This is a genomic window from Bifidobacterium sp. ESL0784 (genome assembly GCF_029433295.1).
GTDB lineage: Bacteria > Actinomycetota > Actinomycetes > Actinomycetales > Bifidobacteriaceae > Bifidobacterium.
On sequence record NZ_JAQTHV010000005.1, the window covers coordinates 16,828 to 36,567 of the forward strand.

Annotated in this window: 13 protein-coding genes and 1 riboswitch; of the genes, 7 read left to right on the forward strand and 6 right to left on the reverse strand. The window is 56.2% G+C overall.

What is annotated here, in order from left to right; translation table 11 throughout:
• Positions 1 to 106 precede the first annotated feature (106 nt).
• Positions 107 to 1,522, forward strand: a complete 1,416-nt coding sequence (locus PT279_RS08825; protein WP_277167090.1) for an FAD-dependent oxidoreductase — start codon at positions 107 to 109, stop codon at positions 1,520 to 1,522.
• 151 nt (positions 1,523 to 1,673) lie between these two features.
• On the opposite strand, the gene PT279_RS08830 is transcribed toward PT279_RS08825, so the two are convergent.
• Together PT279_RS08830 and PT279_RS08835 are read right to left on the reverse strand one after the other, a co-directional pair.
• Positions 1,674 to 4,550, reverse strand: a complete 2,877-nt coding sequence (locus tag PT279_RS08830) for an ABC transporter ATP-binding protein/permease (protein WP_277167091.1) — start codon at positions 4,548 to 4,550, stop codon at positions 1,674 to 1,676.
• A 168-nt stretch (positions 4,551 to 4,718) separates the two neighbouring features.
• A complete protein-coding gene (locus tag PT279_RS08835) occupies positions 4,719 to 5,093 on the reverse strand; it encodes a helix-turn-helix domain-containing protein (protein ID WP_277167119.1) in 375 nt (124 codons plus the stop codon).
• 475 nt (positions 5,094 to 5,568) lie between these two features.
• Between PT279_RS08835 and PT279_RS08840 the strand changes: the two genes are divergently transcribed.
• Entirely contained in the window at positions 5,569 to 6,183 is a 615-nt protein-coding gene (locus PT279_RS08840) for an NAD(P)-binding domain-containing protein (RefSeq protein WP_277167092.1), read from the forward strand.
• Between the two features lie 48 nt (positions 6,184 to 6,231).
• Entirely contained in the window at positions 6,232 to 6,861 is a 630-nt protein-coding gene (locus tag PT279_RS08845) for an NAD(P)H-binding protein (protein ID WP_277167093.1), read from the forward strand.
• 148 nt (positions 6,862 to 7,009) lie between these two features.
• On the opposite strand, the gene PT279_RS08850 is transcribed toward PT279_RS08845, so the two are convergent.
• Positions 7,010 to 8,065, reverse strand: a complete 1,056-nt coding sequence (locus PT279_RS08850; protein ID WP_277167094.1) for an acyltransferase family protein — start codon at positions 8,063 to 8,065, stop codon at positions 7,010 to 7,012.
• A gap of 129 nt (positions 8,066 to 8,194) precedes the next feature.
• Positions 8,195 to 8,316: riboswitch (TPP riboswitch) on the forward strand.
• On the opposite strand from PT279_RS08850, the gene PT279_RS08855 reads away from it, so the two are divergent.
• The 4 genes from PT279_RS08855 (at position 8,308) to PT279_RS08870 (ending at position 12,950) form a co-directional block, all read left to right on the forward strand.
• Positions 8,308 to 9,234: a hydroxyethylthiazole kinase gene (locus PT279_RS08855; RefSeq protein ID WP_277167095.1), complete on the forward strand. Its 927-nt coding sequence runs from the start codon at positions 8,308 to 8,310 to the stop codon at positions 9,232 to 9,234. (Overlaps the previous riboswitch by 9 nt.)
• A gap of 98 nt (positions 9,235 to 9,332) precedes the next feature.
• Complete coding sequence (gene thiE, locus PT279_RS08860) at positions 9,333 to 10,073, forward strand: thiamine phosphate synthase (RefSeq protein WP_277167096.1); 741 nt, start codon at positions 9,333 to 9,335, stop codon at positions 10,071 to 10,073.
• A gap of 35 nt (positions 10,074 to 10,108) precedes the next feature.
• The gene (gene thiD, locus PT279_RS08865; RefSeq protein WP_277167097.1) at positions 10,109 to 11,029 is read left to right on the forward strand and encodes a bifunctional hydroxymethylpyrimidine kinase/phosphomethylpyrimidine kinase; all 921 of its coding nucleotides are present in this window, start codon (positions 10,109 to 10,111) and stop codon (positions 11,027 to 11,029) included.
• 19 nt (positions 11,030 to 11,048) lie between these two features.
• Positions 11,049 to 12,950: a bifunctional hydroxymethylpyrimidine kinase/phosphomethylpyrimidine kinase gene (locus tag PT279_RS08870; RefSeq protein ID WP_277167098.1), complete on the forward strand. Its 1,902-nt coding sequence runs from the start codon at positions 11,049 to 11,051 to the stop codon at positions 12,948 to 12,950.
• A gap of 100 nt (positions 12,951 to 13,050) precedes the next feature.
• Here the strand turns inward: PT279_RS08870 and PT279_RS08875 are convergent, their stop codons facing one another.
• The 3 genes from PT279_RS08875 to PT279_RS08885 form a co-directional block, all read right to left on the reverse strand.
• Positions 13,051 to 16,560 (reverse strand): FtsX-like permease family protein, encoded by a 3,510-nt coding sequence (locus PT279_RS08875; RefSeq protein WP_277167099.1) that lies wholly within the window; start codon positions 16,558 to 16,560, stop codon positions 13,051 to 13,053.
• A 4-nt stretch (positions 16,561 to 16,564) separates the two neighbouring features.
• Positions 16,565 to 17,266, reverse strand: a complete 702-nt coding sequence (locus PT279_RS08880; protein WP_277167100.1) for an ABC transporter ATP-binding protein — start codon at positions 17,264 to 17,266, stop codon at positions 16,565 to 16,567.
• A gap of 122 nt (positions 17,267 to 17,388) precedes the next feature.
• Positions 17,389 to 19,542: a TetM/TetW/TetO/TetS family tetracycline resistance ribosomal protection protein gene (locus PT279_RS08885; protein ID WP_277167101.1), complete on the reverse strand. Its 2,154-nt coding sequence runs from the start codon at positions 19,540 to 19,542 to the stop codon at positions 17,389 to 17,391.
• Positions 19,543 to 19,740: the final 198 nt, after the last annotated feature.

Here is a 19,740-nt window from a genome sequence, read left to right on the forward strand (position 1 = left end):
TTGCAAGGCATTCGTCGAGCCTTCTGACTATCATATTAGAAGAGCCAGTGTTTTTACCCCCTTTGGGGTATAACATGGGATTGAGGAATTATCAGAGGGAATTTTCATGACTACAGTTGCTGTTATCGGATGCACGCACGCGGGTACCTTTGCCGCGAATTCCATTCTTCGCAATCATCCTGACTGGACGGTTGATGTCTTTGAGAAAAACGACACCGTCTCCTTCCTTTCCTGCGGTATCGCCCTGTGGGCCGGCAACCATGTCAGCGGCACGGAAAAGATGTTCTACACCTCTCCCGAAGAACTTGAAAAATCCGGGGCGAAGATGCACATGCGCCACGAAGTCACCGATGTTGATGTCAAGGGCAAAAAACTCAACGCCACCGACCTTGAAACCGGAAAGTCGAAACAATACGTTTTCGACAAGCTCGTCATCACCACGGGTTCATTACCTGCAGCACCCTTCATCCAAGGCTTGAGGGAATCACTCAAGAACGGTCAGGCGATGCTGTGCAAGGACTTCAACGACGGCCGGCGCATCGTCGAACGAGCCAAGAAGATCAAGTCGGTCGTAGTGGTCGGAGCCGGCTATATCGGCTGCGAGCTGGCGGAACAGCTGAGCACGCGCGGCATCAAGGTCACGCTTGTCGACGCGCTGCCGCATGTGCTCGACAACAATTACGACAAAATCGTCACCGATCAGGCCGAGGCAGAGTTCAAAGAACACGACGTGACGTTGGCCATGAACCAGAAAGTCGTCGCGTTCCGCCCCGAGACAGGCAGCGACGGGGTCGAGAACTCCGGCATCACCGTGGTCACCGAGCTTGGTGAATACACTGCGGACCTCGCAGTGATGGGTGCAGGCTTTGTGCCGAATACCAGCTTGGTTTCCGCACAACTGCGCACGTTGGGCTACGGCGCCATCATCGTCGACAAGTACATGCGCGCCGCCACCCCTGAAAGCGACATACTCGACGACGTGTTCGCCGCCGGCGACTGCGCAACGGTACATTTCAACCCAACGAATACCGACGAATACCGCCCGCTGGCCAGCAACGCCATCCGCGAGGCGATGTTGATCGGCGAAAACATTGAAGAACCCACCAAGGCCTACGCCGGCACCCAGGCGACCAGTGCCATCCAGCTTTACGACCTGTCGATGTCTTCCAGCGGCATGACCTTGGACTTAGCCAACCGACGTCATATCGAGGCCGACTCGGCGACCATCCAAGAGAATTACCGTCCGGAATTCATGCTCTCCACCACCCCGGTGACCGCAACGATCGTCTACGAAAAGGCTACCGGGCGCATTCTGGGCGCGCAGTTCGTCGCAAAGCATGATATTTCCATGGCGGCCAACCTCATTTCCGTGGCCATCCAGGCAGGATTCACCATCGACCAGCTCGCTTCGACCGACATGCTCTTCCAGCCCAACTTCGACCAGCCGATCAACTTCGTCAGTTCCATGGCAATGGCCGCTGCAGACAAGCGAGACAAGGAACTTAAAACTGCGGGAGAATAATCTTCGGGTATAGAGCTTTCATCGGTTTGGCCCGGTCTGCGTATGAATGACATACGCAGACCGGGCCAAACTATTTTTTCTCTGCACCCGTCAGCTTCGTAGCGCCCGCAAGCAATCCGCTTCCTGCAGCAAAACGAAGCTGGGAATCAGGCTATTCCGTGCGCAACGCAGTGGCCGGGTCCTGCTTGGCGGCCTTACGCGACGGTATAAGCCCGCCGATCAACGTCAGAACCACCGACAGCACGATGAGGATGATCGCGCCGGAAAGTGGCAGCGCGGCATTGACCCGATTGGTGCCCATGAAGTGATGCATGACGGCATTGCCAGGGATTATCAGTATCAGCGTGACCACGATGCCGATGACGCCAGCACATAGGCCGATGATGCCCGTCTCAGCGTTGAATACCGTGGAGACGTTGTGCTTGGAGGCACCCATCGCACGCAAAATGCCGATTTCCTTGGTGCGTTCCAGCACGGAGATGTAGGTGATGATGCCGATCATGATTGAAGAGACCACCAGCGAGACCGCGACGAAGGCGATCAGGACGTAGGTGATGACGTTGATGATGGTGGTCACCGAGTTCATCATGAGTCCCGCATAATCGGTGTAGACGATGCGGTCCTTCTTCTTGGCGCCGTCGTTGTACTTCTTGATGGCATCCTCAATGTTGTTTTTCGCGTCGAAACTGTCGGCGTAGATCTTGATGGAGCTTGGGGCGTCGCGGCCGATGACGCCGAAATCGGCGAGATTGCCGTTGTAGGTACCCGTGGAGACGTATTGGTTATAGATCGAAACCAGCACGTTTTCAGGTGCCGTGGCAAGGTAGTTGCTGAACGCCTGCGCCACCTGCTGCTCGCCCATGCCGGAGACCGCTTCCTGCGGATTGCTGGCTGCGGCGGCGTTTCCGGCTGCGGCCGCAGCGGCGTTGCGCTGCTGGGTGACGTCGGCGGATTGGTTGGAACTCGCCGCGCCCATGCCGCCAGGGGCTTGGGTCATGAGGCTCTTGGCCATGTTCGCCTGATCCGAGACCGGCAACGAGGCCACGTAGGCCTTGGCATTGGCTGCCTTGGTTGCGTCGTCGGAAGGTGCGAAGGTCATGCCGTTGAGAACGTTGTGGGTGCGATCAGCCTTCTGCGCATCAACGATTTCGCTGGATTTGGCATGGTCGATCAGGGAATTGGTAAGCATGCGCGTATAGCCGATGCCGGGTGCCAATGGTGTGGTCTTTGCGTCGCCGTTGGCACGGACGACGCCCACGACCTTGAGTTTCACTGCGGACTGCGAGTCCATAAGCTTGCCGACCTGATCGGCATCATTGCCCACGTACTGATAGTGTCCGTTCGCATCCTTGACGTATTGGTCGGCGGCGGGCAGCAAAGTCAAAGGCTGGTCCATCGCCTTGGAATAGTCAATGCGGGAGGTATTAGTCTTGACCTTTTCTCCGCTGTTGAGCTTGTTCATCATGTCGTTGTAATCAGATGCGGGCAGCAAACCGAGTTCGTAGACCTGGGTAAGCGGAATCTCGTTGTTCTTGTCAAGCACGAGTACTACCTGGTTGCTCGACTTGGGCCAATGGCCCTTGACCATCTGATAGTTGTCGGTGATCACCGAACTGATGGGCTGTTTGTCGGCATGTTCGCCGGGCATAATCTCGGTGAACGCGGACGGCGCCTTGTTGTTGTCGGTTTTGCCAGTGAATTGGGACATCTGCATGGATTGCAGGCTGGAGAAATCGGTTGAAGACGAATTGAGACCGGCAATCTTGCCGGCCACGGACTGCGAGGCCGATCCACCTACTTTCACGCCTTCGACATCCACAAGAGCACCTGTGGAATCGTGCGTGAATACGGAGAACTTTGGCGAATACGAATACTGGATGCCGACGTCACCCACATACTTGCGCACGTCGTTACCCGGCTTGTCAAGGTACTGCTTGAACGGACTCAGATTGTTGCTGGTGATGCCAGTGGTGACCGACGCAGCGCCCTTGACGCTGGAATCGTCGGGATAAATGCCGTTGCGCGGCTTGGCCTTTTCCTTGGAATCGGCTGCAGCCTGAGCGGTGTCCATGATCTTGTTCATATCGAAGGTCTGCTCGTTGATCTCGATGGGATACGAGGTCAACGTCTCCTTTTGGATATCGGCGATATAGCGGTTCACGCCAGTGGAGACCGAAAGGATCAGCGCAATGCCGATGATGCCAATGGAACCGGCGAATGAGGTCAGAATCGTTCGGGCTTTTTTGCTTTTCAGATTGTTGAAGCTCAAGGCGACCGCCGTGGCGAATGACATCGAAGCCTTGCCCATCGTGCGATGGACGGCAGGCTTTTCGTCAGCCACTTCTTTGGGTTCGACAGGCCTTGAATCGCCACGAATCACCCCGTCTTTCAGCTCGACGATACGGTTGGCGTATTCGTGGGCAAGCTCGGGATTGTGGGTAACCATGACGACCAGACGGTCTTTGGCCACTTCCTTCAACAAATCCATGATCTGCACGGAAGTCTCGGAATCAAGCGCGCCTGTAGGTTCGTCGGCAAGAACGATGCTCGGGTCATTGACCAGCGCACGGGCAATGGCAACTCGCTGCATCTGGCCGCCGGAAAGCTGGTTCGGTTTCTTGTTGATATGCTCGCCCAGACCGACCTTCTGCAAGGCTTCCTCCGCACGCTTGCGACGGTCGGCGCGCGAAACGCCGGAAATGGTCAGTGCCAACTCGACGTTGGAGAGGATGGTCTGGTGCGGAATCAGGTTATAGCTCTGGAAAACGAAGCCGACCGTGTGGTTGCGGTAGGAATCCCAGTCGCGATCCTTGTATTTTTTGGTCGATGTCCCGTTGATCACGAGGTCGCCGTCGTCGTAGCGGTCAAGTCCGCCAATGATGTTCAAGAGCGTGGTCTTGCCTGAACCGGACGGACCCAAAATCGCTACGAACTCATTGTCACGCAAAGTAAGACTCACATGATCCAACGCCTGTTGGACGAAATCGCCCGTCTTGTACTGCTTGCTGATGTCTTTAATCTGTAGCACGAATTCCCTGCCTGCCTAATCGCTGTGTTTATTGTCACACCAAACTCGGTTATGCCACTTTACCCCAACGCACGACCTTGTTCGCCTTCCGTCTTAGTTATCAGCACCACCAGTACATGCGACCAAAAGCAAGCCAAATGATACTTTTCTTCGCATTGTTCATCATGTTCAGTCCACCGGATGAAGCATGGCCTGCTGGTAGCGGGTGCCCCATACTCGCATGGCATCGATGACCGTCTTGAGGCTGCGACCGGTTTCGGTCAGGGAATACTCGACCCGCGGCGGGACTTCAGCGTAGACCTTGCGGTTCACCAAGCCGTCGGCCTCCATTTCGCGTAAGTTCGAGGTGAGCACTTTCTGCGAAACATTACCGACCGAACGACGCAGCTCACTGAAACGCTTGGTACCCTGCAACAAATCACGCACGATGAGCACGGTCCATTTGTTGCCGATCAGTGTCATCGTCGTTTCGACCGGGCATGCCGGAAGAGATTTTGCGACACTACCATTAGTCGCATTACTCGCTTTCACATCATCGTTCATTTTGTTCATATCACTCCCGTCAAACTCATCCATCCATTTACTCCGTATTGTCAAGACCGGAATCTGCATGCGATAAACCCATCTGACCGATATCTTGACTTCAAGAGAGCGAAGCATCAAGCCTCAATTTCAAGGGGAGGTTTTGATCGTCTCGCGTCTTAAAGGAGGTTACGACCTGATCCGAATCCAGACAATTCAGGAATCATTTATAATTACTTTTAGAAACTAACAGCACTTTTGGACTTTATAGCAGTAAATGACTATTCATCCAATAGCGTATCTTTCAAATTCTCAGGATTGTATTTCACTTGGAAACTCACAAGAGTTACCTAAAAGTACCTATACTTCCTAAATGTAACTACCAACTTTCAACGCCGTTCTCCGGTACAGTAACAATTACAGCACCTGCTGAGATTCCGGTTTCAGGAATCAAACGCAGGATAACCAAGTAAAACCAGGTAGAAAAGAGCACATCATGACAAGCATCACCGTTTTCGGATCAGGACACATCGGGGCGGCCGTGGCAGGCATTGGCGTCGCGGCGGGAGCCGACGTACAGGTCATCGACCGCGACAAGGCCAAGGCCGCGGCCATTCCCGGCGTCACGCCCTCCGTTTGGAGCGAGGAAATCACCGGCGACATCGTCATTCTGGCGCTGCCCTACCCTGCCGAGGCCAGCGTGGTTGACGAATATGGCACGCAACTGGCCGGCAAAATCGTAGTCGACCCGAGCAACCCCGTCGATTTCAGCACGATGGACCTGGCCCTGCCGCAAGGCGTTCATTCAGCCGCCGAAGAACTCGCAGCGAAACTGCCGGATTCCAAGGTCATCAAGGCTTTCAACACCGATTTCGCCGCAACGTTGGCCAGTGGAACGAACGATGGTGCGCCAACCACGGTGATGGCCGCTTCCGACAGCGAGGACGCCAAGAAAGCCTTGCAAGCCATCGTCGAGGGCGCAGACCTGCGTTTCGTAGATGCCGGCCCGTTGAAGCGTGCATCGTACATGGAAGGCTTCGGCGCTCTGCAGATGGTGCTGGCCATGAACGGCGGCACCCAGTGGACCAGTGGCTTCAAGGTCGTCAAGTAAATCGGCCTTCATTTACATTCATTCGTTAGCTATAAAGGGGAACAAATCATGAGCAAGAAAATCGCAGTGATAGCAGCCAACGGCAAAGCCGGACGCCTGATCGTCGAAGAGGCCGTCAATCGCGGCATGGACGTCACCGCCATCGTGAGAGGCGAGAACAAAACCAAGGCGCAGCACGCCATTATCAAGGATCTGTACGATCTGACCGCTGACGACCTTGCAGGTTTCGACGCCGTCGTTGACGCTTTCGGTATTTTCGACCCAGCCCAGCTCGATGAGCACAGCACCTCGTTGAAGCACCTGGCCGACGCGCTTTCGGGCAGCGACACCAGACTTCTGGTGGTCGGCGGCGCAGGCAGCCTTTACACCGACAAGGCGCATACCAAGCAGCTTTCCGACTCGTTCCCCGACAACATCAAGGGCGTACCGCTGGCGATGGGCAAGGCTCTCGATGCGTTGCGCAAGCGCGACGACGTGCATTGGACCTACGTGAGTCCTGCCGGCGATTTCCAGGCCGACGGCCCACGCACCGGCAAGTACGTTCTGGCCGGTGAGGAATACACCACCGACAAGGACGGCAAAAGCGCCATCAGCTACGCCGACTATGCGGTGGCCCTGGTCGACGAAATCGCCGCCGCCAAGCCGCATGACCGCGAGCGCATTTCCGTGCGCTGGTAAGTTAACTGCGGGTATACCAAGAATTCACAAGTCGTCGTCTTCCACCGAATTGAACAATGGAAGGCGACGACTTTCTGTTACCAGATAACTTCAATCAACATTGCAAACTAGAGAACGATAAAAAGAAAACAGTCGGTTGAGGGAATCCTCATGCATTCGATGCGGGAATCTTCTTGGCCAGCGAAGGGAAGAAAACGACGTTGATCTTCGGAATTCGGTAAAGCAGTAGAACCATCACCGCAATCAGGATTGAGCGCGCCGCAAAAATGACAAATGGCTCTGCCTGATAACCGACGAGAGACTGAAGCTTTTCGGCGATGGTGCCCCAAGGCAAGTCATCCTCCTCCAGAAGATGTGCGCAGAAAATCGGAAGCGTGTATCTGCCAATCAATGCCAAAGCCTTGTTCAAGTAAGGTACCCAGCGGTCAATGACCGAGGAGGCGCCGACGATACACAGGGTGGCGCCTATCGATCCGACAATCGACAGCAACGGGGTCTGCCCATAAGCGTTCGTAGCCAGACCGAATTCGGTAAATTTCCACATCGCCCATGCCCAGACTAGCGCACTGGGAACCCACAGAATGGGACAGCGACGAAAAATCCCGACGATGTCGAAACTTTTTGCCAAACATCCCAAATACACGAAAAGCGTTGCCGTCAAACCCGCCTGCACACTCAACGGCAACCAGACATAACGCGAAGACACATAGCCGCAAGCGAAAAAGACAAGAATCCACAACGGGGTGGCCGGAAGACGGTAAGAGACATGAACCAGCAGATGCGCCCAGAACAACGCCAGAAGGAACCATATAGCACCGATGTAACGCGACATGGGAAAGAGGGTATTGGTCATGTCGGAACCCGAACCGTACAACGCGGCCACCGTCCAACCGCCGACGATGCCGGCGACGTCACGATGGGTCAGGAGCGCAACAACCAGGTGAAGAAGCACCACCGTGGCTGCCGTGATGACGTAGGTGAGCAGCAATTCCCTTGATTCCTTGCGCCACGCGAATCGGCGATCGGGATGCATGAAATACCCGGAAAGCAAGAAGAAGAGCGGCATATGGAACGAGAAAAAGAAGATGTAGAGCCAGTTCGAGACGGTGCCCATCGGGGAGACCAGAAGAATGCTATGGCCAAGGACGACGCCGATCATGGCAATCCCCTTGGCGATATCGAAATAGCGCACTCTTGAGCTCATCCTGCACTCCCTGCCTCTATGTCTCTACCAACAACAAACCCCAGAATATACCGAGGTGACATACCGCAGAAGCCGGCCACCCGCTGACTGGGAATCCATCTTGTCCAATGAAGCGCATAGCGTCAGGGATTGTAAGTGCAGGGGAACCTGCGAGACCGCTTCGGCGGGCGCGCAAGTTGAGACGAGCACAACGCTCGACCCTTGGAACCTGTTGGTTAATACCATCGTAGGGAGACGCGAATATGGTCAATGACGCATACTCATCAGCAAATAACAATCTGAAGAATCTCAATAATCTGGCGACGGACGATCCGCTTCGCACGCGCGTCCGTGAGGCCGCGCAGACCGTGCGCGACACCACCCCTCTGGCGCAGTCCTTCACCAACTTCGTTACCATCAATCTCGTGGCCAACGCACAGCTCGCGGCTGGCGGCGCAGCCGCAATGAGCTTCCTGCCCGACGACATCGCCGACGGCGAGGTGGCCAGCGGAGCCAGCTATATCAACGTCGGCACGCTCCTGCCGTTCTACGAGGACGCACTCGAGGAAATCGCCAGACACTTCCACGCCGACCATCATCGCTGGGTGCTTGACCCGGTGGCCGCCGGACTCGGCACCACGCGCACCGATATCCTCAAATCCTTCAAGGTGGCTCCGCCCACCATCATCCGCGGCAATGCTTCCGAAATCATCAAGCTGCGCGAGATGTGGGAATTACCGTTGGACGCGGGCGACAAGCAGAGCAAATCCAAGAAATCCAGCGGCCCGGTCGGCGTGGAATCGGCTGATGACGTCGAAGCTGCGGAAGAATCCGCACGCGTTCTGGCGAAGTTCATTGCCAAGGGCGACGCGCAAGGCCAAGGAGCGGTGGCCGTTTCCGGCGAAACCGACCTCGTCACCGACGGCGAGCACACCTACCGTCTGCCCGGGGGCAGCGCGATGATGACCAAAATCACCGGTGCCGGCTGCTCGCTTGGCGGCGTGGTCGCCACGTATCTCGCCGTCGCCGACCCGCTGACCGCAGCTCTCGCCGCAAGCGTGCTCTACAACCGTGCCAGTGAAACCGGAGAAGCCAACTCCCACGGCCCCGGTTCGTTCCAAGTCGCGTTCCTCGATGGCCTCTGGTCAACCACTCCCGAGCAAATCGCCGCCTCGCCGATACTCGGCTGAGCCGCCTTCTGCGATTGACACGATTCGTACGGCCGGGTCAATCACAGAATTTCTATACAGTCTATATTTTTATTACCTATTACAGAATCGAATAAATTTTGACTACAAATAATTCAGTATTTCCTGCATCTATACGCGATCGCTTTGACCTGAGCTCCTACCTTGTGCTCGGACCGGCAGATACCAAATCACGGCCTGTCCCCGATATCGTGCGGCAGGCGCTGGCCGGTGGCATCACCTTCGTGCAGATTCGCGTCAAGCCGGGCGACGCCAGGGACATCACCGAAATCGCGCGACAGACCTCCGATGTCATTGACCAAGCCGGCGCCTCCGAGGCCGTCCCGCTGGTCATCGACGACCGTGCGGACGTGGCTTGGCAATGCAGAGACATGGGTATCAAGGTTGACGGCGTTCATATCGGGCAGGACGACATGACCCCGGTCGAGGCGCGCAAACTGCTTGGGGACAATGCCATCATCGGACTGAGCTGCAAGGTGCTCGATGAGGTGAAAGCCGCCAATGCGCTGCCCAACGGGACCATCGATTACATCGGCGCAGGTCCGCTGCATCCCAGCACCACCAAGCCCGATTGCATCGTCATCGGCGCGGATCACAAACGCCATACACAGGACACCGAATCCATCAATGCTTTGTGCACGGAGTCCCACTACCCCATCGTCGTGGGCGGAGGTGTGAAACTCGAAGACCTGCCGGACTTGGCGCAAACGCAGGCCGCCGGCTGGTTCGTGGTTTCGGCCATCGCCGGAGCCGACGATCCGCAAGCCACCACCAAGGCCATGGTGGACTCGTGGAATGCCGCACGCGCGAAGCGTGGCTGAAAATGTCTCATAACTCATCTATCGATGACTCACCAATGGTGACGGCCACAACCGTTCATCCATACAAGCTGCCGGCGGTGCTGTCCATCGCTGGCAGCGATTCCTCGGGCGGGGCCGGTATCCAGGCCGATCTCAAGACGTTCATGGCCTGCGGAGTCTATGGCATGAGCGCCATCACCTCGTTGACCGCGCAGAACACTACCGGCGTACGAGCCTCCGCAGCCGCGTCACCGGACATACTGGCTGCACAAATCGACGCCGTATTCGAAGACATCCGTCCCGATGCCGTCAAAATCGGCATGGTTCCCAACGCAGAACTCATCGAAGTCATCGCGGAACGGCTTCAGCATTACCGCGCCGCCAATATCGTGATCGACCCGGTGATGATCGCTTCCAGCGGCGACCGACTGAGCAGCAAAAGTTCGGTTGACGCGCTTTGCACGAAATTGCTTCCGCTGGTCACTTTGGTGACGCCCAACATCCCCGAAGCCGAGGCATTGGCAGATTTCGATGCATCTCGTGACGCTGCCAATGACACCAATCCCCAAGTCATGCCGGAAACCACGAATGTTGGCAACACCGTCGAAAACGCGTCTGGAACCATACATGATGAAACGAGCACCATTGAAGCCGCACGACGTATCACAAAGCATTGTGGCGACTGTGCTGTGCTTGTCAAAGGCGGGCACGGACGCGACGGCGCCAACGATCTGTTATTAGACAACGGACAGATAACCTGGTTCCGTCACGAACGCATTGTCAACCCGAACACCCACGGAACTGGCTGCACGCTTTCCAGCGCCATCGCAGCGGGGCTTGCAAAGGGCCAATCACTGACCGAATCGGTACAAAAAGGCAAAGACTACCTCACGGGTTGCATCGCTGCCGGCCTTGACCTCGGTGCCGGTTCGGGGCCAATGGATCACGCCTGGCAATGGCGCAATAATGAAAACTAGACAAGGAAAGATTGCGATAATGACCGATACAGCCGATTCCTTCGATTCCACTCAGAATTCAGGCATTTCTGAAGCCCAAGAAACCAAAAATACGACACAAACTTTAAACGACAATTCAGCACAGGCCATCACCAAACTGCTCGACATGCAGCAACGCTATGACAGCGAACTGAATCGGACCAAACCGTCGCGCCTGCGCGTGCTTTCCATCGAGGGTTCGGATCCCATCGGCGGTGCTGGCACGATGGCTGACATGAAGGCGTTCACCGCACAGGGGATCTTCGGATACGCGGCGATGACCAGCGTACTGGCACAGAACACGCAGGGTGTCGCCGACATCGTCAACGTCGAATCGTCGTTTTTGCTTGCCCAGCTCAAGGCAGTGAGCGACGACGCCAATATCGATGCCATGAAAATCGGGATGCTCGGCACACCGGAGTTGGTCGATACCGTAAGGGAATGGCTGGCCGAACTGTTGAATGCATACGAGACTAGCGGCAAAAGCAAACCGACCGTCGTGCTCGATCCGGTGATGTATGCCAAATCCGGCGACCGACTGCTCACGGCCGAAGCCGAACAGGCGTTGACCACGCTGATTCCGTTGGCCGATATCATCACGCCGAATGCGATGGAACTGGCAGCACTTGATGCAATGGGCAAAAAGGCAGAACTGGACAACGAAGTTTCGAGCAACAAAAGTGCTGGAAACAAGCCATCAGACGATGATACTGATACACTTCACGCAGCTAAAACCAGTCACACCATTCCCCAAGCTCCAAGTTCCTATAAGGAAATGGAACGGCTGGCAAAATCCGTAGCTACTCACTTCGGCGTTGCCGTTTACGCTAAAGGCGGCGCTTTGGCCCTCAGTGGCAACAAGGATTGCACCGATATCCTCGCGGTACCGAACTCGCACGACACAACTATCAGAACCAACAAATTAGACAATCCGACCGTAAGCAAATCAGCCAAACCGATCAATCCCGCCGATTCTGCAGATCGCCTTTTCAAACCTGAAACCTCAGTAGCCATCACCCGCATCGAAGGTGCAGCAGTGCCAACGCAAAACGTGCACGGCACCGGCGATACCCTTTCGAGCACGCTGGCTGCCCTGCGCCCGCAATGCGAAGACTGGGTCGAGACCGCCAAACGCGCCAAAACATGGATGACCGGAGCCATTGCTGCTGCTGACAGCCTGCATGTCGGCCGCGGTCATGGTCCCGTCGATTTCACCTGGCAGCACTCCCCTACGGGTTTGAGTTTCACCGAAGATTATTGGCGTCATACCGATGAAATTCGCGAGCGCATCGCCAATATGCCGTTTATCGAACGCATGCTCGACGGTACGCTGCCGCTCGACGATTTCTCGTTCTACCTGCATCAGGACGATCTCTATCTCACGGATTACACCTCACTGCTGGCGTTGGCGAGCAGCCGTGCCTCCGACCCGCATGAACGCGCATTCTTCGCTGATGCCGCCTCGTACGGACTTGAGGAAGGGCTGACGTTCCACAAGCAGTGGTACCGTGAACACGGTTTCAGCGTCGAACACGCACCGATGAGCGAGACCACCGCCGCCTATCTCGGCCACGAGCACCGTTTTACCGACACAGGTTCCTACTCCGCGCTGGTCGCCGTGGTCATGCCCTGCTACTGGGTCTATTCCGTCATCGGACAGGAGATGGAGCAACAGGTCCGCAAACGCAATCTCGACCTCGACAATCACCCCTACGGCCTGTGGATTCGCATGTACGCTGACCCCGGCTTCGCCTCGCGCACCCTCGAGGAACTGCGCATCTGCGACAAGCTTGCCGCTGACGCCGGCATCGACGAATACCACCAAATGATGGACGCCGCCCTAGGCTCCACCGAGCACGAATACCGCTTCTTCAATCAGGCTCTGGCCCGTCACCACTTCTGACCTGCCATCCTAACGAGTAACCGGTCAATCCTGCCGAGTTTTCGTACGTTTTGAAGGCTAAAAAATGTACGAGAACTCGCACAACACCGCTGTTTCGGTCTCAGTCCACGGACTTGAGGGCTTCGAGCATGTCGAGATGCTTCAACTTGGATCTGACGAACCAGCCCAGCGCGGCAGTGATGAGGCCGACCACGACCAGCGGGACCACGAAGGCGAGCCAGGTGATGGATGGATCGAACATGACGTCGTCTGGCGGGACGGCGGTGATGATGTAGCGGTGCAGCCACGCGCCGAATCCGTAGCCTACGATGATGCCGAGGATCGAAAGCAGGATGGTTTCGCGGTAGATGTACATCGTGGTCTCGCCGTTGTAGAAGCCCAGCACCTTGATGGTGGAAAGCTCACGGACGCGCTCGGAAACGTTGAGATTGGTGAGGTTGTAGAGGATGACCACGCCGAGCATGGTCGCCACGATGATGAGCACCCACATGATCTGGTTCAGGGCCTTGACCACCACATCGATCTGGTGCATGAGCGTCGTGTTCTGCACTACGCCCTCGATGCCGCCCAGCCGCATGAAGGAGGCCGCCTGTCGCTTGGTGTTGGCAACACTCCCGTCCTTCAACGTGACCATATAAGCGTTGGTCTGGTAGCGTTGCCCGAAAACGGAACGGTAGGCGGACGGGCTCATCACCATGAAGTGGCCAAGGTACATCTCACAGATGCCGGTGACCTTGACACGGTAAGTCTTGCCCGCGTCATCTTGGAAGTCGATGGTATCGCCCTTCTTGGCGTGCACGAGGTTGGCGAATCGCTCGGAAATCACCGCCCCATTCGAATCGAGCGACAGCAGGTGGTGACCTTGGCGCGTGTTGAGTTTGATGTAATCGTTGAATGCTTTCGTGTTCCGCGGCACGAGCATGGTGACGGACTGCTTGTCGCCGTTGCGCCCGGCAACCTTGGTTATCGATTCGTAATGAACCGGCAGCGAGCGCTTGATATCGGACTTCTCGAGCCGCTTGCTGATTGCTTTGTTCTGGGAATCGGTTACATGCGCATTCTCGGCTGCGATAAGATTATAATGCATCACGTCGCCGAACTGATGTGCGTTGATGGCCGAAATCGAGCCCTGCACTGCAAAACCGGCGGTCAACAGCGCCACGGAGCCGCATACACCGAAAATGGTCATGAACATGCGCTGCTTGTAGCGGAAAATGTTGCGCGCGGTCACTTTGTGGGTGAAGTTCAGGTGGTTCCAGATGAGGGGGATACGTTCCAGCAGAATCTTCGATCCAGCACTCGGTGGCTTGGGCAACATGAGCGCGGCCGGCCGTTCCTTGAGTTCGCGGGCGGCACTCCATATTGCCGGCACCACGGCACTGAGCATAGCCAAAACCAAGGCGAGCAGCGTGACCTGCCAGTGGAATCCGAGATGGATGACCGGCACGTTGAAACCAACCTTATAAGCGTTATAGACGATTATCGGCAGGAGCGTGTGTCCGGTGACGATGCCGATAACCGCACCCAGAATCGAGGCGGCGAAGCCGTAGACCACGAATTTCTTCATCACGTCACGGTCGGAATACCCCAGCCCCTTGAGCGTGCCGGCGTTGATGCGCTCCTCATCGACGAAACGGGTCATCGTGGTGAACGTGACCAGCGCCGCGACCAAGTACATGAAGTAGGGGAAGATGTGCGAAAGCGAATCGACGATCACCGAAATCGAATCGTAGACCTTGTACCCGTCGGAGCCGGGTGTCTCGCGTTTGGAATCCACGGAATAGACCGGATTGCCCACGGCATTGAGCATCGCGGTGGCATCGTTGAGCTTTTGTTCGGCCTCCTTGATTTTCTGCTGCGCACCCGGCTCGGCCTGATCGAACTGCGCCTTGTTGGTGTTGTATTCGTTGGTTTTATCGGTGAGCTCGGTTTGCGCCGCGTCAATCTGGGCCTGGGCCTGCTGCTGCGTGGTGATCAGCTGCCGCTGTGACTGCTGGACTTTGGCGCGAGCCTGCGATAGCTGCGTTGCCGCCTGATCGAGCTTGGTTTTGGCGGCTGCCAGCTGCTGCTGTTTTTGTTGCAGCTGAGCATTGCCGGTATCGACCTGGGTACGTTTCGCGTTGAGTTGCGCCTGAGCCGCCTGGATTTGGGCGATGCCCGGGTTATAGGTTCCGTTGATGAAGGCGTCACGGCCGGCCTGAGCTTGAGCCAGATCATTGGCAATCACCGGTTTCTGAGCATTGAGCGTAGTCAGTTGTGCATTAAGCTGCGTAATCAACGTATTATATTCGTCAACTGTAATAGCACCGCTTTCATGCTGACCGTTCACTTCTTTAATACGCGCGTTTATCGCATCTATTCCCTGCTGATTAGCCGTTTGTGCGGAAGTCAGTTGAGCCACCGCATCATCGGCCTGCTTCTTGCCCGCCGCAAGTTTTCCCGAGTTGCCGTCAATCTGCGACTGCCCGGCATTCAGCTGTGTATAAGCATCGTTGACCTGCTTTGCAGCTGAGGCAATCTGCCCGGCTCCGGCATCATACTGCTGTTTGTTCGCGTCGTATTCTTTCTGCCCCTGCGCGATTTTGCCTTGGGCGGCGGCAATCTGCTGCTGGGCCGTTGCGACCTGCATGGCCAGCTGTTGCTTGGAAGCGGCCAACTGTTGGTTGCCGTTGTCGAGTTGCGTCTTGCCATCGGCCAGTTGCTGCCGTGCGCTGTCGAGCTGCTGTTTGGCATCGTTGACCTGCTGTTGCCCGGAGTCGATTTGCGTTTTGATCTGTTTTTCGATGGCCTGACGACGTGCTTTGGGGCGTCCTGCCAAGATTTTATCAAGCGCTTTTTTGTGCGCTTGCAAGGCGTCATTATATTTCGATGAATAATGGTCGCGCATATGGTCGAGATCCGTGTAGGTCAGCCTTGCAATCATGTAATCATCTGATTTGAAGGCGCCTGGCGTCACCACCGCGTACCCGTCCAGTGAGCCTGAACCGGAGGTCGAAGGCCCCATATTCACCGAACTGAGGATTTCGGCGGAATCGACCACGCCGACAACCTTGAAACTGTCGTGACGCAAAACCTTACGTCCCAGCGCATCCGCCTTTTCGCTCAACCGCAATGTGGAACCGATTGGGTATTTGCCCTGATGCGAGGAATCGATAACCGTCTCACGCGCGGTTTTCGGCATCCGACCCGCCACCAGATGGTAGGTCGAAATATCCTTCGGCGCGGAAAACACACGGACGCTTTCGTTGCCGCCCCGCACGACGACATCTTTCAGATATCCGTATTCGATACGCGAGGCTCCAGGCGCTTTGTCGATCTGCTGCCTGTCGGCCTTGTCGAGCCCATAGTCGGAGATGACGCTCAGATCGGCCAGATGATGTTCGGCAAAGTAGGCATTGCCCGTGTCTCGCATATCTGGGCCGGAAACGGTAAGTCCGACCAGCGCGAAGGAACCCAGAGCCACGAGCAGCACGATCGAGAAGAAGCGGCCTTTGGATTTTGAGAATGCCTGCCGGATGTCATGCCAAAGCATACGCTTTGAACCACGGAATTGCGGTTCTTCTGGGCCGCTATGCGCGCTTTTCAGACTTACTGTATCGTCGCCCGCCATACCGTCACCATTCGATGTCGTCGATGTCGGCCGGCGTTGCATGCTCTTCGATGCTCTGCACTCGGGCGTCACGCATGTGGATGACGCGGTCGGCAATCGGCGCGATGGCGGCGTTGTGGGTGACGATGATGACGGTGGAGCCGAATTTGCGCGACTGGTCCTGCAGAATGCGCAGCACCTGTTTGCCGGTGCTGTAGTCCAACGCTCCGGTCGGCTCGTCACAAAGCAAGATCTTCGGCTTCTTGGCCACGGCACGGGCGATGGCGACGCGCTGCTGCTCCCCGCCGGACAGCTGGGCCGGGAAATTGTCAAGCCGGTCCTCAAGACCGACGTCAATGAGCGTCTGGGCCGGGTCGGCCGCATGCGGCACGATTTCAGCGGAGAGCTCGACGTTCTCACGCGCGGTCAGGTTGGAAACGAGGTTGTAGAACTGGAAGACAAAGCCGACATCGTAACGCCGGTAGGTTGTCAGCTCACGCGCGTTGTATTGCGCGATGTCTTGGCCATCGATGATGACCTGCCCGGAATCGCAGGTATCCATGCCACCCAGGATGTTGAGCAATGTCGATTTCCCGGCACCAGAAGCACCAAGGATGACCACCAGCTCACCTCGGTTGATGGAAAATGTTACGTCATGATTCGCATAGATAGTAGTTTCACCGGTTTTGTATCGCTTCGTCTCGCCCTGTACGTCGATATATGCCATCGCATGACCTCCCGTAACCCAAGCACCATCGCGCGGCAAAACCCACGCTCATCCCAATGATATTAATGTCGTGCGAAATTATGCGCGGCGGAAGAAAAGATTATACAAAACTGTTTTACTATCTAATTATTAAGCTGCAGCCCACTGTCGACGTGGGCGAAATCGGGAACTTTGTTCCACTTGACCGTATAGCCGGCGCCGTGGGCGCAGAAGACGGAATCGGGTGTGTTTTCCAAGTCGGTTTCCGGGTCGTAGGCGGTTTCTTCGATGATTTCGTCGGCATTGTGGCAGGGATGGTAGCCGGCGAAAACGCAGGTCAGCGAGCCGCGGCCGTGCGTGTAAGCGTTGACATCCATGGAGTAGTCGCGCATTTCTGAAACCGGCGCTTGACCTTCCAACTCAGTATAATCGCCATCGGATTTCGGGGTGCCGAAACTGCCGCTCATCCGCTGGATATCGGCCATTGCCCGGCCCAACATGTCTTGCGGAACCTCCAAGCGGAAGCTGTACCACGGCTCCAACAGCCGGCACTCCCCCTTCGATTTCAGTTCCATCAAGCCTTGCCGCACCGCACGATAGGTGGCCTCACGGAAATCGCCACCTTCCGTATGCTTCTCGTGGCCACGGCCGGCGACAAGGGAAATCCTCATATCGGTAATGGGCGAACCGGTGAGCACACCCAGATGCTCCTTCTCGCGCAAATGGGTCAGAATCGCACGCTGCCAGTTGCGATCGAGGTCGTCCAAGCTGCACCGCGACTCGAAGTGCAGGCCACTGCCCGGCTCCCCTGGTTCCAGCAATAAATGGACCTCAGCGTAATGACGCAACGGCTCGAAATGGCCAATGCCTTCGACAGGGCTTGTAATCGTCTCGCGGTACAGGATGCCACCCGGGCCGAAATGGACATCAATCCCGAAGCGGTCGTGCATCATCTGGGTGATGATCTCGACCTGCACCGCACCCATCAGCTGCACATGGATCTCACCGAGTCGCGCCACCCAGCGCACATGTAGCGCCGGATCCTCGTCTTCAAGCGTTCGCAGGGCCACAAGAATCCTGTGCAATTCCGGTGTAACTTCAGCAGCGGGCTTAGACTGCTGCCGATCCGTTGATGAGCCATCATTCCGCGTCTCACCGATAGTATTTTGAGCCTCATCGCCAGCGTCTGCTTCACCGGGCAACACCGTATAGGTCAGAACCGGCTGCAATACAGATTCCCCTGCATCGGCTTCAAACCCCAGCCCCTCGCCGGGGAAGGTTTTCGTCAACCCGGTCACCGCACATACGTCTCCGGCCGCAACTTCGTCGGCCAGTTCGAACTTCGCTCCGGAATACCGACGAATCTGGTCAACCTTCTCCTGCCAGATTTCAGTGTCGGAATCGGGTGAACCATCCTCTTGATGCCCATCGGTAAGCGTTTCCTTGACTTTCAAAGCGCCACCGGTGACCTTAAGCCAAGTGAGGCGATTGCCCTGTTCGTCGTGCGAGATCTTATAGACGCGAGCGCCGAAATCCGCGGGATAATCCTTCTGCCCTGTAAACCGTTGCAGCCCCGCGAGGAATTCATCGACACCTTCAACTTTCAGCGCCGACCCGGAATAGCAAGGGAAAAGCTGACGTTTGACAACCATCGAACGCAAGGTTTCATCCGAAATCCTGCCGCCGTCCAGCAGCTCGTCCATCGCAACGCCACTATCGTCAAGCAAAGCGACTTCCTCCTGCTCCCCCGGCTCGCTGTCCCCTTCGAAATCAACGCAACCCTCGGAAAACCGTTGCTGCATCTGCGTAACGAGCTTGGCTTTATCGGCTCCGGCGGTATCCATCTTATTGATAAAAACAAACGTCGGCACATGATAACGAGCCAAAAGCCGCCACAACGTTTCGGTATAGCCTTGCAAGCCGTCGTTGGCGCCAACCACGAGAATCGCATAATCCAGCACCCTTAGCGTCCGCTCCATTTCGGCCGAAAAATCAACGTGGCCGGGTGTATCGAGCAGAGTGAATTCGAAGCCGTTCTCGCTTATACCGGCTTTCGAATTTCTGCCTTGTTTTACCGAAGTGCTATCGGTATCTCCCGCACCGATATCAAGAATGGCCTGCTTGGAGAAAATGGTGATGCCGCGCCGCTTTTCCATCGCGTCAGTGTCAAGGAACGCATCGCCGTGATCCACGCGCCCGAGCTTGCGGATCTCGCCGGCGCGATAGAGCATCGCCTCGCACAGCGTGGTCTTCCCCGCGTCCACATGTGCCGCAATCCCCACCACCGCTCGTCTCATTGTCGCTCCTCTAAAACGTATCGGTCATCCATTCCCGATTAATCATAAGACGAACCTTACATGAACAATCAAATCCCGTTTATACGAAGATGAAGCTTCTTAAAAAGCAGCGAACGCTACAGGAAAAACAAGGTCTTTGCCAATCTCGGAAAGCCAACAGGCAGAGGCGAAACGGCCATGGTGAAGCAAGCCAAAGAA

Excerpts from the sequence above, each read along its gene's own strand:
- PT279_RS08825 (WP_277167090.1), top strand. The coding sequence starts at position 107 with ATGACTACAGTTGCTGTTATCGGATGCACGCACGCGGGTACCTTTGCC.
- PT279_RS08875 (WP_277167099.1), bottom strand. The coding sequence starts at position 16,560 with ATGGCGGGCGACGATACAGTAAGTCTGAAAAGCGCGCATAGCGGCCCA.
- PT279_RS08835 (WP_277167119.1), bottom strand. The coding sequence starts at position 5,093 with ATGAACGATGATGTGAAAGCGAGTAATGCGACTAATGGTAGTGTCGCA.
- PT279_RS08880 (WP_277167100.1), bottom strand. The coding sequence starts at position 17,266 with ATGGCATATATCGACGTACAGGGCGAGACGAAGCGATACAAAACCGGT.
- PT279_RS08885 (WP_277167101.1), bottom strand. The coding sequence starts at position 19,542 with ATGAGACGAGCGGTGGTGGGGATTGCGGCACATGTGGACGCGGGGAAG.
- PT279_RS08845 (WP_277167093.1), top strand. The coding sequence starts at position 6,232 with ATGAGCAAGAAAATCGCAGTGATAGCAGCCAACGGCAAAGCCGGACGC.
- PT279_RS08850 (WP_277167094.1), bottom strand. The coding sequence starts at position 8,065 with ATGAGCTCAAGAGTGCGCTATTTCGATATCGCCAAGGGGATTGCCATG.
- PT279_RS08840 (WP_277167092.1), top strand. The coding sequence starts at position 5,569 with ATGACAAGCATCACCGTTTTCGGATCAGGACACATCGGGGCGGCCGTG.
- PT279_RS08870 (WP_277167098.1), top strand. The coding sequence starts at position 11,049 with ATGACCGATACAGCCGATTCCTTCGATTCCACTCAGAATTCAGGCATT.
- PT279_RS08855 (WP_277167095.1), top strand. The coding sequence starts at position 8,308 with ATGGTCAATGACGCATACTCATCAGCAAATAACAATCTGAAGAATCTC.
- thiD (WP_277167097.1), top strand. The coding sequence starts at position 10,109 with ATGGTGACGGCCACAACCGTTCATCCATACAAGCTGCCGGCGGTGCTG.